General features: G+C 40.7%; 18 protein-coding genes and 1 pseudogene. 14 read left to right on the forward strand and 5 right to left on the reverse strand.

The annotated features are described in order from the left end of the window. Positions 1 to 2 precede the first annotated feature (2 nt). Complete coding sequence (locus MHB37_RS16920) at positions 3 to 860, forward strand: ABC transporter ATP-binding protein (RefSeq protein ID WP_076190254.1); 858 nt, start codon at positions 3 to 5, stop codon at positions 858 to 860. 546 nt (positions 861 to 1,406) lie between these two features. Here MHB37_RS16920 and MHB37_RS16925 read toward each other — a convergent pair. Continuing rightward, the gene (locus tag MHB37_RS16925) at positions 1,407 to 2,318 is read right to left on the reverse strand and encodes a YafY family protein (protein WP_076126589.1); all 912 of its coding nucleotides are present in this window, start codon (positions 2,316 to 2,318) and stop codon (positions 1,407 to 1,409) included. Between the two features lie 99 nt (positions 2,319 to 2,417). On the opposite strand from MHB37_RS16925, the gene MHB37_RS16930 reads away from it, so the two are divergent. Continuing rightward, on the forward strand, positions 2,418 to 3,359 hold the full coding sequence (locus MHB37_RS16930; protein ID WP_340393675.1) for an alpha/beta hydrolase: 942 nt from the start codon (positions 2,418 to 2,420) through the stop codon (positions 3,357 to 3,359). Beyond that, positions 3,335 to 3,925, forward strand: a complete 591-nt coding sequence (locus tag MHB37_RS16935) for a YdeI family protein (RefSeq protein WP_232061375.1) — start codon at positions 3,335 to 3,337, stop codon at positions 3,923 to 3,925. The genes MHB37_RS16930 and MHB37_RS16935 overlap by 25 nt, the downstream gene beginning before the upstream one ends. Positions 3,926 to 4,359: 434 nt before the next feature. Here the strand turns inward: MHB37_RS16935 and MHB37_RS16940 are convergent, their stop codons facing one another. Beyond that, positions 4,360 to 4,677, reverse strand: coding sequence for a hypothetical protein (locus MHB37_RS16940; RefSeq protein ID WP_076302981.1), 318 nt, complete (start codon positions 4,675 to 4,677; stop codon positions 4,360 to 4,362). Between the two features lie 346 nt (positions 4,678 to 5,023). On the opposite strand from MHB37_RS16940, the gene MHB37_RS16945 reads away from it, so the two are divergent. Continuing rightward, positions 5,024 to 6,517: an SMI1/KNR4 family protein gene (locus tag MHB37_RS16945; RefSeq protein WP_076281776.1), complete on the forward strand. Its 1,494-nt coding sequence runs from the start codon at positions 5,024 to 5,026 to the stop codon at positions 6,515 to 6,517. Positions 6,518 to 6,542: 25 nt separating this feature from the next. On the opposite strand, the gene MHB37_RS16950 is transcribed toward MHB37_RS16945, so the two are convergent. From MHB37_RS16950 to MHB37_RS16960, 3 genes are all read right to left on the reverse strand, one after another. After that, positions 6,543 to 6,869 carry an MFS transporter gene (locus tag MHB37_RS16950; RefSeq protein ID WP_076184869.1) on the reverse strand — a complete coding sequence of 109 codons (327 nt, stop codon included), beginning with the start codon at positions 6,867 to 6,869 and terminating at the stop codon, positions 6,543 to 6,545. Further along, on the reverse strand, positions 6,826 to 7,143 hold the full coding sequence (locus tag MHB37_RS16955; RefSeq protein WP_405168282.1) for a hypothetical protein: 318 nt from the start codon (positions 7,141 to 7,143) through the stop codon (positions 6,826 to 6,828). Before MHB37_RS16955 ends, MHB37_RS16950 begins: the two co-directional genes overlap by 44 nt. A gap of 133 nt (positions 7,144 to 7,276) precedes the next feature. Continuing rightward, positions 7,277 to 8,200, reverse strand: coding sequence for a 2-dehydropantoate 2-reductase N-terminal domain-containing protein (locus MHB37_RS16960; RefSeq protein ID WP_341164796.1), 924 nt, complete (start codon positions 8,198 to 8,200; stop codon positions 7,277 to 7,279). Between the two features lie 148 nt (positions 8,201 to 8,348). On the opposite strand from MHB37_RS16960, the gene MHB37_RS16965 reads away from it, so the two are divergent. The 10 genes and pseudogenes from MHB37_RS16965 to MHB37_RS17010 all read left to right on the forward strand — a co-directional run bounded on the left by MHB37_RS16965 (position 8,349) and on the right by MHB37_RS17010 (position 18,367). Next, complete coding sequence (locus MHB37_RS16965) at positions 8,349 to 8,900, forward strand: TetR/AcrR family transcriptional regulator (RefSeq protein WP_341164795.1); 552 nt, start codon at positions 8,349 to 8,351, stop codon at positions 8,898 to 8,900. Between the two features lie 408 nt (positions 8,901 to 9,308). After that, complete coding sequence (locus MHB37_RS16970; protein ID WP_342409707.1) at positions 9,309 to 9,542, forward strand: XRE family transcriptional regulator; 234 nt, start codon at positions 9,309 to 9,311, stop codon at positions 9,540 to 9,542. A 272-nt stretch (positions 9,543 to 9,814) separates the two neighbouring features. Then, complete coding sequence (locus MHB37_RS16975; RefSeq protein WP_405168283.1) at positions 9,815 to 11,314, forward strand: alpha/beta hydrolase family protein; 1,500 nt, start codon at positions 9,815 to 9,817, stop codon at positions 11,312 to 11,314. A gap of 525 nt (positions 11,315 to 11,839) precedes the next feature. After that, entirely contained in the window at positions 11,840 to 12,418 is a 579-nt protein-coding gene (locus MHB37_RS16980) for a TetR/AcrR family transcriptional regulator (protein WP_076133021.1), read from the forward strand. Between the two features lie 161 nt (positions 12,419 to 12,579). After that, positions 12,580 to 13,278, forward strand: a complete 699-nt coding sequence (locus tag MHB37_RS16985; RefSeq protein ID WP_076133019.1) for an SDR family oxidoreductase — start codon at positions 12,580 to 12,582, stop codon at positions 13,276 to 13,278. A 43-nt stretch (positions 13,279 to 13,321) separates the two neighbouring features. Then, a complete protein-coding gene (locus MHB37_RS16990; RefSeq protein WP_405168284.1) occupies positions 13,322 to 14,404 on the forward strand; it encodes an alkene reductase in 1,083 nt (360 codons plus the stop codon). Between the two features lie 80 nt (positions 14,405 to 14,484). After that, positions 14,485 to 14,788 (forward strand): annotated as a pseudogene (locus MHB37_RS16995) (alcohol dehydrogenase catalytic domain-containing protein); the annotation flags it as partial. Positions 14,789 to 15,299: 511 nt separating this feature from the next. Then, positions 15,300 to 16,268, forward strand: a complete 969-nt coding sequence (locus tag MHB37_RS17000) for a LacI family DNA-binding transcriptional regulator (protein WP_076184863.1) — start codon at positions 15,300 to 15,302, stop codon at positions 16,266 to 16,268. A gap of 271 nt (positions 16,269 to 16,539) precedes the next feature. Continuing rightward, positions 16,540 to 17,457, forward strand: coding sequence for a sugar ABC transporter permease (locus tag MHB37_RS17005; protein WP_175617341.1), 918 nt, complete (start codon positions 16,540 to 16,542; stop codon positions 17,455 to 17,457). A gap of 13 nt (positions 17,458 to 17,470) precedes the next feature. Next, on the forward strand, positions 17,471 to 18,367 hold the full coding sequence (locus MHB37_RS17010; protein ID WP_076302989.1) for a carbohydrate ABC transporter permease: 897 nt from the start codon (positions 17,471 to 17,473) through the stop codon (positions 18,365 to 18,367). Positions 18,368 to 18,475: the final 108 nt, after the last annotated feature.

Consider the following 18,475-nt stretch of genomic DNA (forward strand, 5'->3'; position numbering starts at 1 on the left):
TCATGGAAAGTATTACAGCGCAACAAATCGATATTGCCTATAATGACACGCTTATCGTAAAAGAACTGAACTTGCAGATTCCGCGTGGACAGATTACCTCGATTATTGGTCCCAATGGATGCGGCAAATCAACCGTACTAAAGGCAGTCGGTCGGTTGCTCAAGACGAATAATGGTACGGTTTATCTGAATGGCGCCGATATCCGTACGCTGTCCACCAAGGAAGTGGCCAAGCAGATGGCGATTCTGCCGCAGACGCCGACCGCACCGAGCGGTTTGACGGTCGGTCAATTAATCGCCTATGGGCGTTTTCCACATCAACGGGGCTTCGGCAAGCTCTCCAAAGAGGATAAGCAAGTAGTAGCCTGGGCTCTATCGGTTACACAGCTTACAGCGTTTGAGCATCGTGAGGTCGATACGCTATCTGGCGGTCAGCGTCAGCGCGTATGGATTGCGATGGCGCTCGCCCAGCAAACCGATCTGATCCTGCTGGATGAACCCACAACCTATCTGGACCTGGCGCATCAGCTTGAAGTGCTGGAACTGCTCTATGAACTAAATCGCAGTCAACAGGTGACGATTGTGATGGTGCTGCATGACCTGAATCTGGCAGCACGCTTCTCCGACTATATGGTGGCGATTCGTGAGGGTCAGGTGGTGGAGCATGGTTCGCCAGAGCGTGTAATGACGGTACGGACGCTGCGTGAGGTATTTGCCATTGATGCCGAGATTATGCTGGAACCACGAACAGGGCGACCGGTGTATGTGACGTACGAGCTCTTGCGTGATAATCGTAGAGAACAAGGTGTGGATCAAGGATTCCCAAAAGCTAAGGAACAGAAGGAGGCGATTGCCACTTGAAAATCGCATAGCGTGTCCTCCTAGGCGCACGGAAATACTGGTGCAGTTAGGCATTGGATTTGCCGGTGTCATGATAGCCACGATTCAACGCGTATAGCCTTTGGTGTAGCTTCCACAAGCAACTAACTCCATGAAAGTGGGCTAAGGCTTGTTGCAGAGGGGAGAGATAATAATAAATAACAACATATCCTAAATTCACAGCCGCAGGTAACTAGCTTGCGGGCTTTTTTTATTATTCGGAGCACTAGATTACGTGATTAATTTGAGAGAACCAGTATATATAACTCTAAATGAAGCAAGGAGGACTATTGAAGGTATCAGAGGAATGCGCAACAAGCAGATTGCCCGGAAACTGCAGATGGGGACCGCAACACAGCAGTTGAGAAGATCAGCTGGTTCAGACTCAGGCGCACAATCACAATAGAATCTAAACGTGGCTGAAATCTTGGAACAGATGTATCACACGGTGAAGACAAATCGGGCTGAACCGTACCATAAATAGGGTGAAAAGTTGAGTTGAAGGTTGAAGCTTTAATGCTAAATATATCAGGAATAGTTCTCCATCATTTGATATAAATAATTTCGAAAGTCTTCAACATAGGTTTTGGGCTCTACAACTTTTAGATGAGTGCCGAAGCTTGCTAAAAGTTGAAATCCCATACGATTTTGTGGGACATAAATGGTTGCTAATAAAAATCCAGAATTATGGTCTTCAATACTTCTTCGACCATACCTTTCGATGATTTGATCTTTTATGCTAGGCGATATCCAGGCCTTAATCGTGACGAATTCAGGTAGATAATTTGCTTCGTGTACTTGCTCTGACCAATCGTCTCTAGGATGAAACGCGCGTTCATCCATAGTAATATGATCGATCCGAGATAACTTGAAAGTTCGATATCCCTGTCGATGTAAACAGAATCCTTTCAAGTACCAACTCGATTCGCTAAAATGCAGCTCATAGGGCTCGACCATTCTATTCGTTACAGCCCCGTCCTTATCTGTATAATCAAACGAAACCAGCCTCTTTTTTGAAATGGATTCTTGATATGTCTTTAAGGTTTCAAGAATCTCGGACCGACCTTCCCAATCATAAAACGACAGTTGAATGGAACGATTTAGAGACAATGGACTAACCATTGCCTCTATTTTTTTTATCGTTCTTTCAACTTCTTCAGTACGGAGGATTTGTTCCAATCCGCCGAGCGCAGTTAATATATTCTGTAAATCGGAGCTGCTTAAAAGGCGTTTATCAACCTTGTATTCATCCATTATGCCGTAGCCCCCTTTGACCCCATTGACAGAGTAGATCGGGATGTTCGATAAGCTCAATGTTTCCATATCGCGAAGGATCGTTCTTTTGGAGACATTGAATAGTTGTGAGAATTCCGTTGTAGAAACAACCTCTTTTTTCAGCAATATCATGATAATCGAAATGAGTCTCTCCACTTTGTCCATAATTGCCCTCTTTTTTTACATGATTTCAGAAAGGTGACATCTAGATGTCACCTTTTATTCATTATACTACAAGTATCACAAGAAGGAGGTTTTAATTCAATGTTTAATCCAACCGATTTTCCCAAGCCCACCCTTATTTCAGCCAACGGTGTGGAACTCGAAGTGTTTGAAGCAGGCCGAGAAAACGCAGGAAAACCTATTGTACTCTGCCACGGCTGGCCAGAGCATGCCTTTTCTTGGCGCCATCAGATGGACGCACTTGCCGCAGCGGGCTACCATGCCATCGTCCCCAACCAGCGGGGTTACGGCAACTCATCCCGTCCGACCGAAGTAACAGACTATGACATTGAACACTTGTCGGGTGATCTCATCGCGCTTCTCGATCACTATGGATACGAGGACGCTACCTTTGTCGGTCATGACTGGGGTGCATTCGTCGTTTGGGGACTGACCTTGTTGCATCCAAACCGCGTCAATAAAGTGATAAATCTGAGCTTGCCTTACCAAGAGCGCGGAGAAAAACCCTGGATCGAGTTCATGGAAGAAATACTTGGCGGCGATTTCTATTTCGTCCACTTCAATCGACAGCCAGGCGTCGCGGACGCCGTATTCGAAGACAATACATACAGGTTCCTTCGCAACCTGTACCGGAAGAGCGAGCCTCTCAGAGCACCTGAGCCAGGTATGGCGTTGATCAATCTCGCCAGAGCAGAAACACCGCTCGGTGAGCCCGTATTGAGCGAAAGCGAGCTGGCCGTTTACGTCTCCGCTTTTGAAACATCAGGGTTCACGGGCAGCATAAATTGGTACAGGAACCTTGACCGCAACTGGCGCTTATTGGCGAAAGTGAACCCAATCATCCAGCAGCCGACCCTCATGATCTACGGCGACCGGGATGTGGTTGCGAAGTCTGAAAACCTGACAAAGTTCGTGCCCAATGTGGAAGTGGTCAATCTGGATTGCGGTCATTGGATCCAGGAAGAAAAGCCGGAAGAAACAAACCAAGCGATTTTAAAATGGCTGGAACAATGGGAGATGTAGTTTTTTTCAACAACCAAGAAGAGTTTAACGATTGGTTAGAAGAACATCATGCTGAAGCTAGTGAAATTTGGGTGGGCTATTTTGGGATAAGTACAGGTCGTGCAAGCCTTACTTGGTCTGCATCAGTAGATGCCGCTCTTTGTTTTGGGTGGATTGACGGTATACGAAAAACCATTGATAAACAAAGCTATAAGATTCGCTTTACTCCGCGCAAAGTAAATAGTGTATGGAGTGCTGTGAACGTAAAGAAGGTAAAAGCACTAATACAGTTTGGAAAGATGAGACCAGAAGGAATGCACGTCTTTAACAACAGAACCGATGCACAAGGCTATTCCTCTGAACAAAGAAACGTGGAACTTGCCAAAGAATATGAAGAACAAATCAAGGCAAATCAAACAGCCTGGCTATTCTTCACTAATTTATCACCATCCTATAAAAGAGATTCAATCTGGTGGGTAATGAGCGCCAAGAAAGAAGAAACACGATTAAGAAGGCTTGGAATATTGATCGCTTCATCTGAAGAAGGGCTAAAATTTCAACATTGCAAAAAATATATTACAGAATAAGGAAATATAAATAACAAAAGAATGGTTAAAAGGATTTTTGGTACTGCATAAATCTGGGTCTATTGTTTCCCTGATCTATAGGAGAGAGGAGCTACTGTATTTCTCAATCAATTAGGGTTTAATTCTCATCAAAGTCAGAACGTTTTAAATGCGAGGCATAAATCAAATCGCTAAATGAAGAAGGGATGAAACAGCTCATCCAAAATCGCAACCCCCTTCATTTTCATGGTACAGCCGACCCTCATGATCTATGGTGACCGGGATACGGTCCAGAGGTCTGAAAACCTGACAAAGTTCGTGCCTAATGCAGAAGTGGTCAATCTGGATTGCGGTCATTGGATCCAGCAAGAAAAGCCGGAAGAAACAAACCAAGCGATTTTGAGATGGCTGGAAGAGCAGAATGATGCTGAATAGAGTCGCTTAGCAAGCAAAACTTAGAAAAACAATAAGGACACCCAAACAGGCAAGGTCATTAAGTTAAGCTCAAAGGTAAGAACGGGAATAAAAATGGAATTCAAAACGGCATGGGAAAGCCCCGTGCCGATCGCTGTCAATACGAGTCCTGAATGAACTTCATTAACAATCTCTTGAATTTCAAGTACTGTCCATGGAGATGTCTCGTCCACGCTCAATGCATAATCAACATAGGTTAAGTTCGACGGAGTAACATCTGTTACTCCAGTAGTGTCAAATATTGAGTGGTCAGGCGCATCGCCAGCTTGCTGAACGTAGTAAGCATTAATCGTATCCAACGCGGCTTGTGGAGACAATGGTGCAGGTGTTTGTGTAGGTGTCTGCGTTCTATAGATGTTACGCTGAACCGTACCATTAAATAGGGTGAAAATTAGTTGTGAATGAAGTTTATATAGAGATAAAATTAACCCCTAAGATGACTCTTAGTTTTTTTCATATGACTTAATACAACAATATTTACAAATTCATGATACGATATTGCTAAATCGGGAGATAGATGCTCCATATTTAAGATAGAATTAATTATTGATAGAACTGTTGAAGATGAATCATAACAAAATGATTGATGATCAACCAAGAATGTTTACTGAAACTATTATGACTCTGTAGAATGGGGGCCACTATATGTCATTAGCTAATAAAAAAGAAGAGTGTTTACTTATAGAGACATTAAAATCGCATATACCAAATGTAGAGGAATTACTGAATCCAGCAGTTGAGGAATCAGAAATAAATCTTTTCGAGAGCATGATGAACTGCAAATTTCCAGAAGATTTCAGAAAGCTATACATGAATTTTAATGGAGAAGGAGAGCAGATTTTTGGCATAATGGCTGGTCTTGGTTGGATGAACATTGAATCGATAGTAAGCAACTGGAAGTCCCTTTTGGAATCAGCGTACGATATTATATCCAGCAAATCAGATGTAATAAAAGATGGGAACTACAGAGAAGGCTGGATTCCTTTTGCTGAAGATGGTGGTGGCTCATTTTTGGCAATAGATTTAGACCCCGGAGAAAAGGGCGTTTATGGGCAAATTATTACGATAGATCATAATTCTCATTTTTCCTATGTTATTGCAGAAAGTTTGGGACATTTCTTTGAATTTATCGATTCGAGTCTCAGAAATAGTAGTATTGGTATTCGTGAAGAAGAAGATGTAATCATATTATCCCGTGAAAGTGGAAGTTTGTTAGATGATATTTTGGCTCTGACTAATTTGAATATCGAAGAGAACAGCCTTATCCCTGTAAGCGGATTTTGGGAAGAGTATTTTAAAGACGATGTTGAAAGTGGTTTTGTATCTTCAAAAACATTGAAAAAAAAGAGAATGGTATTTATTAGAGCTGATCAAGCTCAAAAATACGGAGCAATATCTTTGGATATTTTAACCCATATGGTTAATCTTAAAGAACTTATTATACATGCGGATGAAATTACTAATTTTGATGTACTTCAACGGTTGACTTCTTTAGCAGAACTTGTGATAGGATCAGAAGCTTTTAAAGAGTCTGATTTGAAGTACTTGGTTTCTTTAGATGGGTTAAGGAAGCTAACATTAATAGGACTTCCATTAAAAGATATACATACACTGAAAGATATAAAGAAATTAAAGAGTTTGAGATTATGTAGAATGAACTCAATTGATAGGGGATTAATTGGAACTATAAAAAATTTGAAGGAACTAAGTTTAGAAGAAATGGAGGTTGGCGACCTGCTTTATATTTCAAACCTTAGTAAGTTAATAAAACTAGAGCTCAAACAAGTGACAATACCACATTTATCATTCTTAAAAGCTTTAAAGAATCTAACGGTTTTTGAGACAGATAGCTGTGCAATAGATGAATCACATATAGAGGTTATAGGAGAATTGAAGAAATTAAAGCAGTTCACTTATCCGGTTGGAGATTTAACAATACTCAAAAATTGTATGAGTCTAAAGCAGATTGGAGTAGATGCATCAAGACTTAAAGGTTTGGAGGAAATTTCAGACTGTAATATAGTCGATATAACTATATTTCATGCCACATCGAAAGAGAACGCGAAGTCCGTAGTTGCGGAGTTTAATAAATACTTTAAACTTCAGTCATATGGATGGCAGGTAACATGGAAAGATTAATGAAGCTTGCCTACACTGAGCTTTATCAAAATAGGGTGAAATTTTTATAAAAGAAAGGAGACAGAGCAAGAAGCAAGAGAAGCAGAAGTGCCCAAGGAAAGGAGGTGGTGCCCCATTGATTCAGAAGGACTCCTCCCAACATCCCGGCGCCGGCGATAGCCAGATTCCAAACCGTTGTATTGATAGGCATCACGATATCCACACCTTGCTTCCCATCAGCCTGAGCAAGTGCTGTCTGCAACAATGTTGCCGCACCACCGAATGTCAGCCCCCACAGCGCAACAGAAATGAAGATAATAGTACCATGCTCACTCCAAAGTCCTAGTACAAGAGATATCAGAGCAAATCCCAATCACCCAGATTCCCACCAGTGCCATAATTCCAAAAACAAGCAGAACCTGTCCGAGATAGGGTTCAAGCCCCATATCATCCAGGAAAGGAGAGATATAGGTATACAAAATATTATGAGCCAGCATCCAGGCAAGAACCACAACCAAGATAGGAATCACCCCAGGTGTGAGTAAAACTTTGAATACTGAAATGCGTTTATCAGCCGACTGTCCCGGATAATAAAGCAGCGACAGTCCAAGACTTGATAAATAAAGTCTTGGACTGCCGCTGTTCAATTATCATTTCCCGGTAGTTTATTCAAGGATGCTACGAAAAAACTATATATTTAGATTTTCATACTCAGATTAATGCCTGATTGAAGGATTTAATGAAAATAAATTAAAAAAAACATACTATTTTAACAAAAAATTACGGAACATGTATTTCCGATTTGATATCATGTTGACTTAAAAATTTCATTAAATCATTACTCAGCTGTACAATCTCATTGTTAGCATTATTCGCATAATCCGGCAACATCATATCCCTAACCATCTTAGTTCGTAGCCATGTCATAAAGAAGAGATCCAAAAGTAAGTTTGGAAATTTAAGCACCATTTTAAGTATTGGAGGATCAATTAAAACGCCCGCTTTTTGTATTTCCCTAAGATACGCTTTTAAAGTGACTGTTATTTTGCGTGCCGTCTTTCTGGTTCTGGCTGTTTTTTTGTCAATAATCTTATTCTCAGAATGCAAAAAACTCAACATGGCAATATCTGATACGGAATGTGTGATTAGATACGCTTGCATATCCTTTTTAATAACGTAGGGAAGCTTTGCTGTTTTAAATAGTTTTGCGAGGTTTTCTATGCGTTCTGTCGCTACACCATTAATTTCTCCAAATGCAGTTGCCGCTATAAACTTTGGTAGAAATCGAGCATGCAATACTCCATCTTTAATCTGTCCGCCGAAGCCGGGAAAAGCTGGTAAAAGTCTATCCCCTACGATATCCAGCCACGAAGAAAATCCATTTGAATTACTAGTCATCGTAACTATATTTTTGCTTTGATTATCTTTTAGCGCTAACAACGCTGCTTCGGACCGATCATAACGAACGGTAACGAAAATAAAATCGTATACATCGTCATTTTCGAGCGTATCCATGACATTCACTTGTATCGATCTAACTGTACCTTTTTCTATATACTGCAGGCCATTTTCTCTTAATGATTTATATCTATTCGAATGTGCAAACAGGCTAACGTCAAACCCTGCTTCAATAAGCTTAATTGCGTACATGCTCCCGATGACACCTGCACCAAAAATTAAAATTCTATCTTGTTTTGCTGACATATAAACCACCCCTACTTATTAATATTCCCTTTGGATTATCCGACAACGTGTTGTATGATGTGATTATAAATCTTCATTATTCCTTGATCAACCATCAGTTTTTTATGATTTGTCGGATGGTATTCTTATTCACCAGTAGGAGGGAAACATGAAAAAGCAACCCCAAATAACGGAGAAAACAAAACAAAAGTTTGTAGAAGTTTTTTGTGAGTTATATAGCCAAAAGCCGATTGAGAAAATTTCGATTCAGGAAATTTCGAATAAGTCAGGATATAACCGCAGCACCTTTTATCAATACTTTACTGACATTTACGAATTGTTAGACTCTGTTGAAAATGACCTATTGAATGAAATGAAAAAAGAATTGGCAAATAAAGAGCTATCGTTGGATACGGTTCAAGACACGCTCTATTGTCTGGATAAAAAAGAACATCTCCTGGTTCTTAATGCCCTTTTGGGTGATTATGGAAGTGTCCGTTTTTTAAAACGCTTAAAAAAAGAAATCGCTTTGAATCAATTAGAATTAAACGTTCCGCAAAACCAATCACTAACGCCATACTTCATTGAGTTTTACCTGACAACTGCTCTTTCTTTGTTTCGTCTTTGGCTCCACCGTCAAAAGGATTTATCGTCAGAAGAATTTTTCAAGTTAGTGGAGAACCTATATTCAAGAGGGTTTACGCCCTATATTAAAGAATGAGTCTGTCATTCAAACCAAATCCATATGTTCTATAACAATAAAAAAGCGCGCATAAGCTTGTTTACACAATATACTCCATAAAAACTGACCTAACTTACTCTTAAGGTGGACGATGTTATAGACCACGAGATGGGGCGTTATTGCTTATATATGCACGGAGTGAGAGATATGAACATCATTAATCAATATAGCAAGGAGGATTTAGCAGATTTTCTACACAGTGCTATTATGCATCATTAATCTCAATTGTGAACAGGAAAATTGGGCTGAAAATAGGAAAACCTCAGATTGAACTAACAGGAAACATGGGGAACTTCATCGTTATAGGACCCTTTATGAAGTATATTCATGCTGGCAATGGACAACGCTTAAGGTTAAGTATTATCTTATGCGGGAGGTCATCACTTCTTGAAATTTGAACTAGGACGTTGCTTACTGAATGAACGATTGATGGAATCCGGGAAGTCAGCGGAATGGCTGGCAAAAGACTTGCTTTTTAAACCGGAACGAGTTTACGACTTTATTGAAAACAAAAGAGTGATGCCACTCAAAATTGCCATATCGATCGCCGATTCCATCGGTTGTGATGTTCGTGCCTTGTATGAATTAATTCCGAATGATAATGAAGTAAAGGAAGATTAATGGAATAAGTGGTAGGTTGCATTAAGACTACGAATGTGACCCATTAAGCTAAGATAATGGGAAACGATAGCTCAATCAAAATAAGAAGGCAGCCGGTCAAATGATCGGTTGCCTTTTTATTAAGCTAATAAGCAGTTTACAGAAACGAAACTGATACATTTTGGATTCAGAAACCGTCTTTATACTGAAGCAGCAAAAGGAGGGGGGTTAGGCTAGCTAGGCAGGAATGATTGGAACAAATGAAAATGAATTTTTTTTAAAGGAGACTTGAGATGAGATTGTTTGAATTATTGCTATATTTGTCAAACATCAGTTTATTTGTATTAACAGTTGTATTAAAAAAAGGTCAGCGTATTATTCCAGTATTCGTTGCAAGCGGGATCGCCGCAGTTTTGCTGGTCATTCATTGGACGGTAGAAGGATACAGAGTTCAGCTGTTTTTCCCATATTGCATAACGGTCATTTTTTTAGCCATTTCAGGTTATAGTTATTTTAAAAAAAGCAGTTTCCAAAAAATTCCTCGATTCCTGTTGGGTTCAGCTTATACCGCTATAGCGATCATGCTGGTCGGAACAGCTGTTCTCATGTATGCTTTTCCTGTATTTAAACTCCCTGAACTGACAGGGGAATTTAAGGTAGGAACGCAAACGTTTCATTTTGTGGATACCAATAGAGAAGAGATTTTTGATAAAGCAAGAGAGGGTAAAAGAGAATTGATGGTTCAGGTATGGTATCCGACTCAAGCTGGTAGTGGCAAGCGAACTGCTTTTATTCCCGATACGCGGATTTTAAGTTATATGGCCGCAAACTATGGTCTTCCCGGGTTTACTTTTCAACACCTGAAGTACGTATCCAGTTATGCATATTTGGAGGCGGAAATCTCTACGGCACAGACTTCATACCCACTGATCCTTGGGAATCCCGGCAACGGCTCTTCTAGATTCCTCCACACTTCGCAAGCCGAATATCTCGCGAGTCACGGATATATCGTGGCAATGATCGACCACACCTACAACACATTTGCAACCGAGTTTCCGGACGGTCGAATCACGACCAGCACAACCAACGACTTATTCTCGCCTGACCATAATTATCGGACGGAAAGCAGAAATCGCGACAAGTTAGGGAAAGTTTTAACCGAAGATGTGGTGTTTGTGCTGGACCAATTCGAGCTTATCCAATCGGGGCAGATTCCAAGTCATCTAAAAGGCTGGATTGATCTCGACCATGTCGGGGTGTTCGGTCATTCTATCGGCGGAGCAACGGCTTATGACGCTTCTTACGATCCGCGAATCGCGGTTGGCATAGATCTGGATGGAGGGCTTTATCGTCTGCGTGAAAGAGAGGGACTGCGAAAGCCGTTTTTGTTCCTCAACTCGGAAAGCTATTTCGAAAAATTAAAAATGGTGATGGATAACCGGGTCTACACGGATGCAGAAATTAACCGTATGGGCTCAACCAGAGAGTGGGAGGATCAAGTAACGGAAGATAAAAAGTTGGAGCTTGAACGGATGCGCAAAGCGGTCGACGAAGGGGGACAAGTCCTCTATATCGAAAATACGGAGCATTTGAATTTTACCGACGTACAGTTCATTTCTCCGATTTTCAAAATGCTGGGCATTACAGGAAAGATTGAGCCCGATAGAGCGGACTCTGTTACCAATACCTATATGCTGAATTTCTTCGATATGTATCTGAAAAATCAAGACGGAATCTTAATGAAAGGACCAGATAGCCGCTTTCCGGAGGTGAAGTTCGTAACCTCGCTATAAATTACGGAGCAGGTTAATAAGATTGCAGTTATTTTTGACTGAAGCAACATCATTACGCTTATGGGGAACGATCAATCCATACACGATCGCAGCCGTCTAGATGATCGGCTGTCTTTTTATTAAGCTAACGGCCACCCGTTAACTTTACCCTTTTAAGTACCGTAGCCGAAGTAGACAATCTTCTTGTCCACCGACATGTATATAACGAACTGTCCAAAGACACAAAAGTGCCAACATAAGCTACTCGACAAAAGCTTGTTAAATCAGGCTTTTCTTTTTTTTATGTAGGTACATTTGTGTCAAAAAAAATGCACAAATGTATCTACATTGTGGTTTATTGACTTAAAGTTACCTACATAGTCGCGCTATGATGGGGAAGGGATCCGTTCGGAGGTAAGTCACCACAGACCAGTCGGAAGGAGTGAAGAAGAAAGCTAAGAGAGCACATCGTCAACAGTGATTAGAAAATCTATTCTTTACCGATCGTTCTCAATATGTTACATTTACTATTAGGGAGGGAATCGAATGGCAAGAAGCAAAGAATTCGAAGAGAACGAAGTATTAGATAAGGCGATGAAGCTTTTTTGGGAACAGGGTTACGAGAAGACATCTTTGACAGATCTTGTAGAGCATATGGGAGTTCATCGAAGAAGTTTATATGACACATTTGGCGACAAGCATACGCTGTTTTTGAAAGCCATGGACCGTTTTCGCGATAAAGTGAATGCTGAGCTTTCAAGAGAAGTTAAACGTTCCAAGACTGCAACTGAGGCACTTCAGCTTATCTTTAGTTTCATAATAAATGGTGAAGAAGATTCGCCCTCAGGCTGTTTGATGGTGAATTCAGCGGTGGAATTAGCAATGCGCGATGCCAATGTGGATTTGAAGTCCATTGAATCGTTCACATTATCAGAGAAGCTGCTCAAAGATATTATTCTGTGGGGCCAGCAGGATGAAGAATTTAGCTTGGATTTCAATGCCGACGATCTAGCGGAACATCTGCATTCTGTTTTTGTGGGATTAAGGGTAATGACTAGGACCTCAGTGCCTAAAGAAAAATTACATCGAATAGCCGATTTATCAATTAAACTTTTATATAAGTAATTATTATTTAAATATAATTGCTTATGCATATTCTAGAATGATTGTTCTCATAACTGAGTCTTGTCTCGTTTAAAGATCTCTTTAAACGATCCTTCTTATATGTTTTTTAGAATGATCATTCCCATATAGTGAATAAACGATGAATAAAAGGAGTAACAAAAATGATAATTTCTGAACAAGTAGCATTTGTCACTGGAGCAAATCGAGGTTTTGGCCGCCATCTCACGCTGGAGCTTTTATCCAGAGGGGCTAAGGTTTATGGTGGTGCAAGAAATCCGGAAACCATTAACATTCCAGGCGTTATACCAGTAAAGCTTGATATTACCAACACTCAAGAAGTTGAAGCAGCTGTTATCCTCGCTAAGGACGTGACGCTTTTAATCAACAATGCAGGCTCAGCTACTGGCGCCACTTTGCTGGACGATGAGGTAGAAAAAATACATTTGGAGTTTGATACGCATTTCTTCGGTACGCTGTCCATGGTTCGTGCTTTTGCACCAATAATTGAAAAAAATGGGGGAGGATCTATTTTAAATGTTCTTTCCGCATTATCTTGGTTTAGTTCAGGAACTGTAGGTGCTTATTCAGCTGCAAAGGCTGCAGAGTGGGCATTGACGAACGATTTACGTTTAAATCTATATCCTCATAATATAAGAGTATCAGGATTACATGTGGGCTTTATGGATACAGACATGACAACCAGCTTAGAAGTCCCCAAAGCAAGCCCTGCAGATATCGCAAAAATAGCTATTAATGGCATAGAATCTGGCAGCTTTGAAATTATTGCTGATGATAACAGCCGAATGATACAAGGTGGACTTGCAGGTGGCGTTCCTGCACTGTACCCTCATCTTTCTTAATAACAATTTCATTTCTAATTTAATTCATAAAGGGGAATAATAAATGAACAAATTGTGGAGTAATACGAAAATTGGAAATATGGAATTACCTCATCGTTTAGCAATGGCACCTAAGACACGTAGTAGAGCACAGAAGGACGGCACACCTGGAGAACTAAGCTCTCTTTACTATGCTCAGAGAGCATCAATGGGATTAATTATTAGTGAAGGTACACAACCATCTGATGATGGTCAAGGTTATTTAAATTCACCTGGCATCTATACTGAAAAGCAAATAGAAGGTTGGAAAAAGGTTACGGATGCGTTGCATGAAGCAGGTGGCTTTATGTATATACAATTAATGCATGTGGGCCGTATATCGCACCCCGACAATACTCCGCATCATCGACAAGCAGTTGCACCTTCTGCGATCGCACCTGGTGTAGAAATGTTTACTGCTAAAGGAATGCAGGAAATACCCGTCCCACGAGAGCTAAGTGAAGAAGATATTCAAAATACTATTGCAGACTTCCGAAGAGCAGCTGCAGCAGCTATTAAAGCAGGTGCTGATGGGGTTGAAATTCATGGAGCCAACGGTTATCTAATTAATCAATTTATTAGTGAAAATTCTAATAAACGAATCGATAAATACGGTGGATCTGTGGAGAACCGTGCTCGGTTTGCAATTGAAGTAACAAGAGCAGTCGTTGAAGAAATTGGAGCAGAAAGAACCGGTTTCCGTATTTCACCAGGAACACCTCTTGGTGGGATTGTTGAAGGCGCACAAGGACCAGAGGTTTATCGCCATCTTGTAAAAGAATTAGCTAATTATAATTTAGCATACCTCCATGTGATGCATTTAGGGAATGAAATACTGCTCCATGAAATTCGTTCAATTTGGACAAATCCATTATTGGTCAATCGAGTAGGGCGGGCACTTGAAGATATTAGTGTAGATATTGATAGTGGTACTGCTGATGTCGTACCAGTCGGTATCTGGTCTTTAGCTAATCCGGATTTTGTGGAACGACTAAAAAAAGGAACACCTTTAAATGAAGTTGATCCTAAAACATTATACTCTGGTAACGGAAGCTCAGGTTATACAGACTACCCTAGAATGGAAGAATTAAAAACTCAACATCAATAAGAATATGTGGAATCACAACTGGCGTACAACTGAAAATTGTACGCCATAAAATTTTCAAATGGAGAGGAAGCTGGCAGAACATGAGAGCTGCTCAAATACAATACTCAAAAGAAATTCATTTGGAAATAAACAATGTTAAGATACCGGAAATCGATAATCGTGAGGTACTCATTAATTTTAAATGGCAGTATCCGAATGATTACTGATTATGATTTCCCATTAACATTAGGTAATGAACTATCTGGTGTTATAGAAGCATGTGGTAAAGATGTTGTTAATTTTCAGGTTGGTAACCGAGTTTATACGAGGTTGCCGGTGAATAAAATAGGAGTTTTCGCTGAATATGTGGCGGTCAAAGATGAAGCTATATTTAAAATGCCTAAATATCGGATTAACTCGAACTTGTATCTCGAATATAAATTGACTGAATTAGAACAACATAAAAAATCCATAGGCTATTACCTAATAGATATAGTATTTTTAATTGAAGAATTTTTTTGAAGATAGATTTTTTGTTATCATTATAGGGAGGATGACATCTATATTTATGTAGGTAACTTTTTGTCATTGTATGTCGGTGGACAACAACATAGTCCCATTAGAGCCTGCGCCAAGCGCGGGTTTTCTGTTTTAAGGGAGCAAGTTCTTGTCCTTTGCTCAGGACAAGAACTTGCTCCCATTGCCGATAATGGACAAGAATATGGTACTATTGCCGATTTTATGTTCATCTAATTTTCTGATCTGATTTTTGCAGGCTATACCTTAGAACATCCATAGCAGTAAAAACAGATCTTTGTTACAAGCAGAAGAAAAGTTGAAACGTTTCCAAAATAAATATTGAAACGTTTCCATTTTGGTGATATTATAATTTCCATAGAGAGGTCGGGGGTGTTAAATGACAAGTATTAAAGATGTTGCAAACTTAGCAGGCGTTGCTGTAGGAACCGTGTCCAGAGTCATTAACAACTCTGGCGCTGTAAAACCCAAGACACGCAAAAAAGTGGAGGAAGCTATACAAGAACTGAATTACTTCCCTAATGAAGTGGCCAGGAATTTCAAGATGCAGAAATCTAAGATGGTGGCTCTACTACTTCCAAGTATCTGGAATCCATTCTTTTCTGAATTGGCTTATTACATTGAGGATGAGTTGGACCGGGAAGGCTTTAAGCTTATGTTATGTAATAGTGGAGGCAAGCCTGAAAAGGAGCTATATTATCTGGAAATGCTCCGGCAGAACAAAGTGGCTGGTATTGTTGGCATAACTTACAACGATATCGAGAATAATGTAAGCAACGACATTCCGATTGTAAGCATCGACAGGCACTTTAACAAGAAGATTACCTGTGTGACCTCAGATAATTTTGAGGGAGGACGTCTTGCTTTAAGAGAGCTGGTGAAAGCAGGAGCCAGGAAACCGGCTTTTATGGGGAGTGTCACTTCCGTTTTCAGCGAAACCATGAACCGCAGGCAAGGATTTATTCATGAAGCGGAGGCTTTAGGCATCGATTATGTGATCTACGAGAAGCCGGATCCAATAGTAGATGACAATGCCTATATTAACGAGTTCCTCAACGAACATGGCGATGTAGATGGTATCTTTGCCATTACCGATATGCTCGCTGCCAGCTATATTGACAAAGCACGCAGGAAGGGCATTCGTATACCAGAAGATGTGAAGGTCGTCGGTTATGATGGTATTCAGGATAATCCTTATTTTCATCCTATTCTATCAACAATCAGGCAACCGGTGGAAGAGATGGCACGCATGACAATTAGACTGCTCTATAACAAGATTGATGGCATTCCTTTAGATAAACAAGTTTATCGTATCCCCGTTAAATTCAAACAAGGTGAAACTACATGATCCCCTTTAATCGAAAAACTTCAGCTCATTCTGTGGAAGCACGTTACTAACTGATGTTTTTCACTCTAAATTGGAAACGTTTCAAAAATAATTAAGATAGATCAGTTCTTATAAAAAGTTTTGGAAAACATGTGCACATCCGGGTGATTCTTGATAAAGATCTATCCAATGTTTTTTTCTAAATTCAAATTGGAAACGTTTCAAAAGTAATTAATTGTACACGAAAGGGAGAATACGCGTGAATTCAACAACTAACAGGGCGAATCATTCCATGATCAAACCAAAACGTAAACCATGGAGCAGGTTCAAACGCGACTACGAACTGTACCTGTTTTTACTGCCAATCATTATTCTTTACCTCGTATTTAAGTACTATCCGATGTATGGGGTGCAAATTGCATTTAAGGATTTCTCACCCAGCCAGGGGATCTGGGGAAGTGAATGGGTAGGATTTCAGCACTTTGTAGATTTCTTTAATTCCTATAACTTCTGGACAATCATCACAAACACGCTCTCACTCAGTTTTCTTTCGCTGTTATTTGGATTCCCGGCTCCAATCATCATCGCAATTATGCTGAATCAGATGCTGGGCAAGTCCTATAAGAAATTTGTACAGACTGTGATTTATGCGCCGCACTTTATCTCTACCGTAGTACTCGTTGGCATGCTTAATGTTTTTTTATCTCCAAACAGCGGAATCGTGAATCATATTATTACCTCGTTTGGCGGACAGCCTATTCTCTTCATGGCTGATGAGGGTTGGTTCCGTCCCTTGTATATCTTATCAGGAATCTGGCAGGAAACAGGCTTCGCCACGATTATCTATCTTGCTGCACTTGCGGGAGTCAATCCCGAGCTGCATGAAGCGGCCATTATGGATGGGGCGAGCAAATGGAAGCGTGTCTGGTATGTAGATATTCCCAGCATACTGCCGACGATCGTTATCTTGCTGATTCTCGCACTCGGCAACATTATGAGTATCGGTTTTGAAAAGGCTTTTTTGATGCAGAGTGATCTAAACTACGCCACCTCCAATATTATCCCTACCTATGTATATGAGATGGGGATTCAGAAAGCCCAATACAGCTTTTCTACGGCAGTCGGCCTGTTCAACTCCCTTATTAATATTATCTTGATCTTCACCGTTAACCGGATCGCTAAAAAGATGACAGAGACCAGTCTGTGGTAAGGAGGAGACGATTATGAATCAATTATTGAAGCGAAAGAGCAGAGGGGATGTATGGTTTGACATCATCAATTACATTCTGTTGACCATTATTATGCTGCTAGTATTGTACCCGTTGTATTTTGTACTGGTTGCCTCATTCAGTGACCCCAATTACATTTACTCCGGTGAGGTCTGGCTATTCCCGAAAGGCTTCACGCTGGACGGTTATGAACGGATATTCAGTGACTCCTCCATTTGGATCGGATATGGCAACTCCATTCTTTATGCAACGCTGGGAACATTAATTGGAGTAGCCGTGACAGTATTTGCAGCCTATCCGTTAGCCCGGAAGGATCTGGCCGGGAAGTCTTTGATTATGTGGTTTTTGCTGGTTACCATGTTTTTCAGCGGCGGGCTGATTCCCACCTATCTGCTGATTAAAGATCTGCACCTGCTGAATACGATGTGGGCGCTGGTCATTCCCGGGGCAGGCGGTGTCTTTAACGTCATTATTGTAAGAACCTTTTTTCAGTCATCCATACCAGACGAAATGTGGGAAGCGGCTTCAATCGACGGATGTTCTAACACCAGATTCTTCTGGAGCATCGTTCTGCCGTTGTCCAAGTCCATCCTGGCGGTAATGGTGTTATACCATGTGGTCGGCTTCTGGAACGGATTCTTCGATGCATTGATTTACCTAAATGATGAGAGCAAGTATCCGCTGCAATTAGTGCTACGCAACATCCTTGTCCAGAATCAGGTCAACTCCGGCATGATGATCGATGTGGAATCCTATGCAGCCAAGATGCGTGTGACGGAACTGATCAAATACGGGGTCATTATGGTATCCAGTCTTCCGCTGTTGATTTTGTATCCTTTCCTTCAGAAGTACTTTGTTAAAGGCGTAATGATTGGCTCCATCAAAGGATAATACTTTGACGCGGTACTTGAAAGGGGGGATGCACAGCGTATACAGAGCAATATATGAAAACAAAACAGGAGTAATTAGCTGGCGGGATGAACAAAAGGGAGGTTATCG

The sequence above is a fragment of the Paenibacillus sp. FSL H3-0286 genome (assembly GCF_045040705.1).
In the GTDB taxonomy this organism is placed as follows: domain Bacteria; phylum Bacillota; class Bacilli; order Paenibacillales; family Paenibacillaceae; genus Paenibacillus_AQ; species Paenibacillus_AQ odorifer.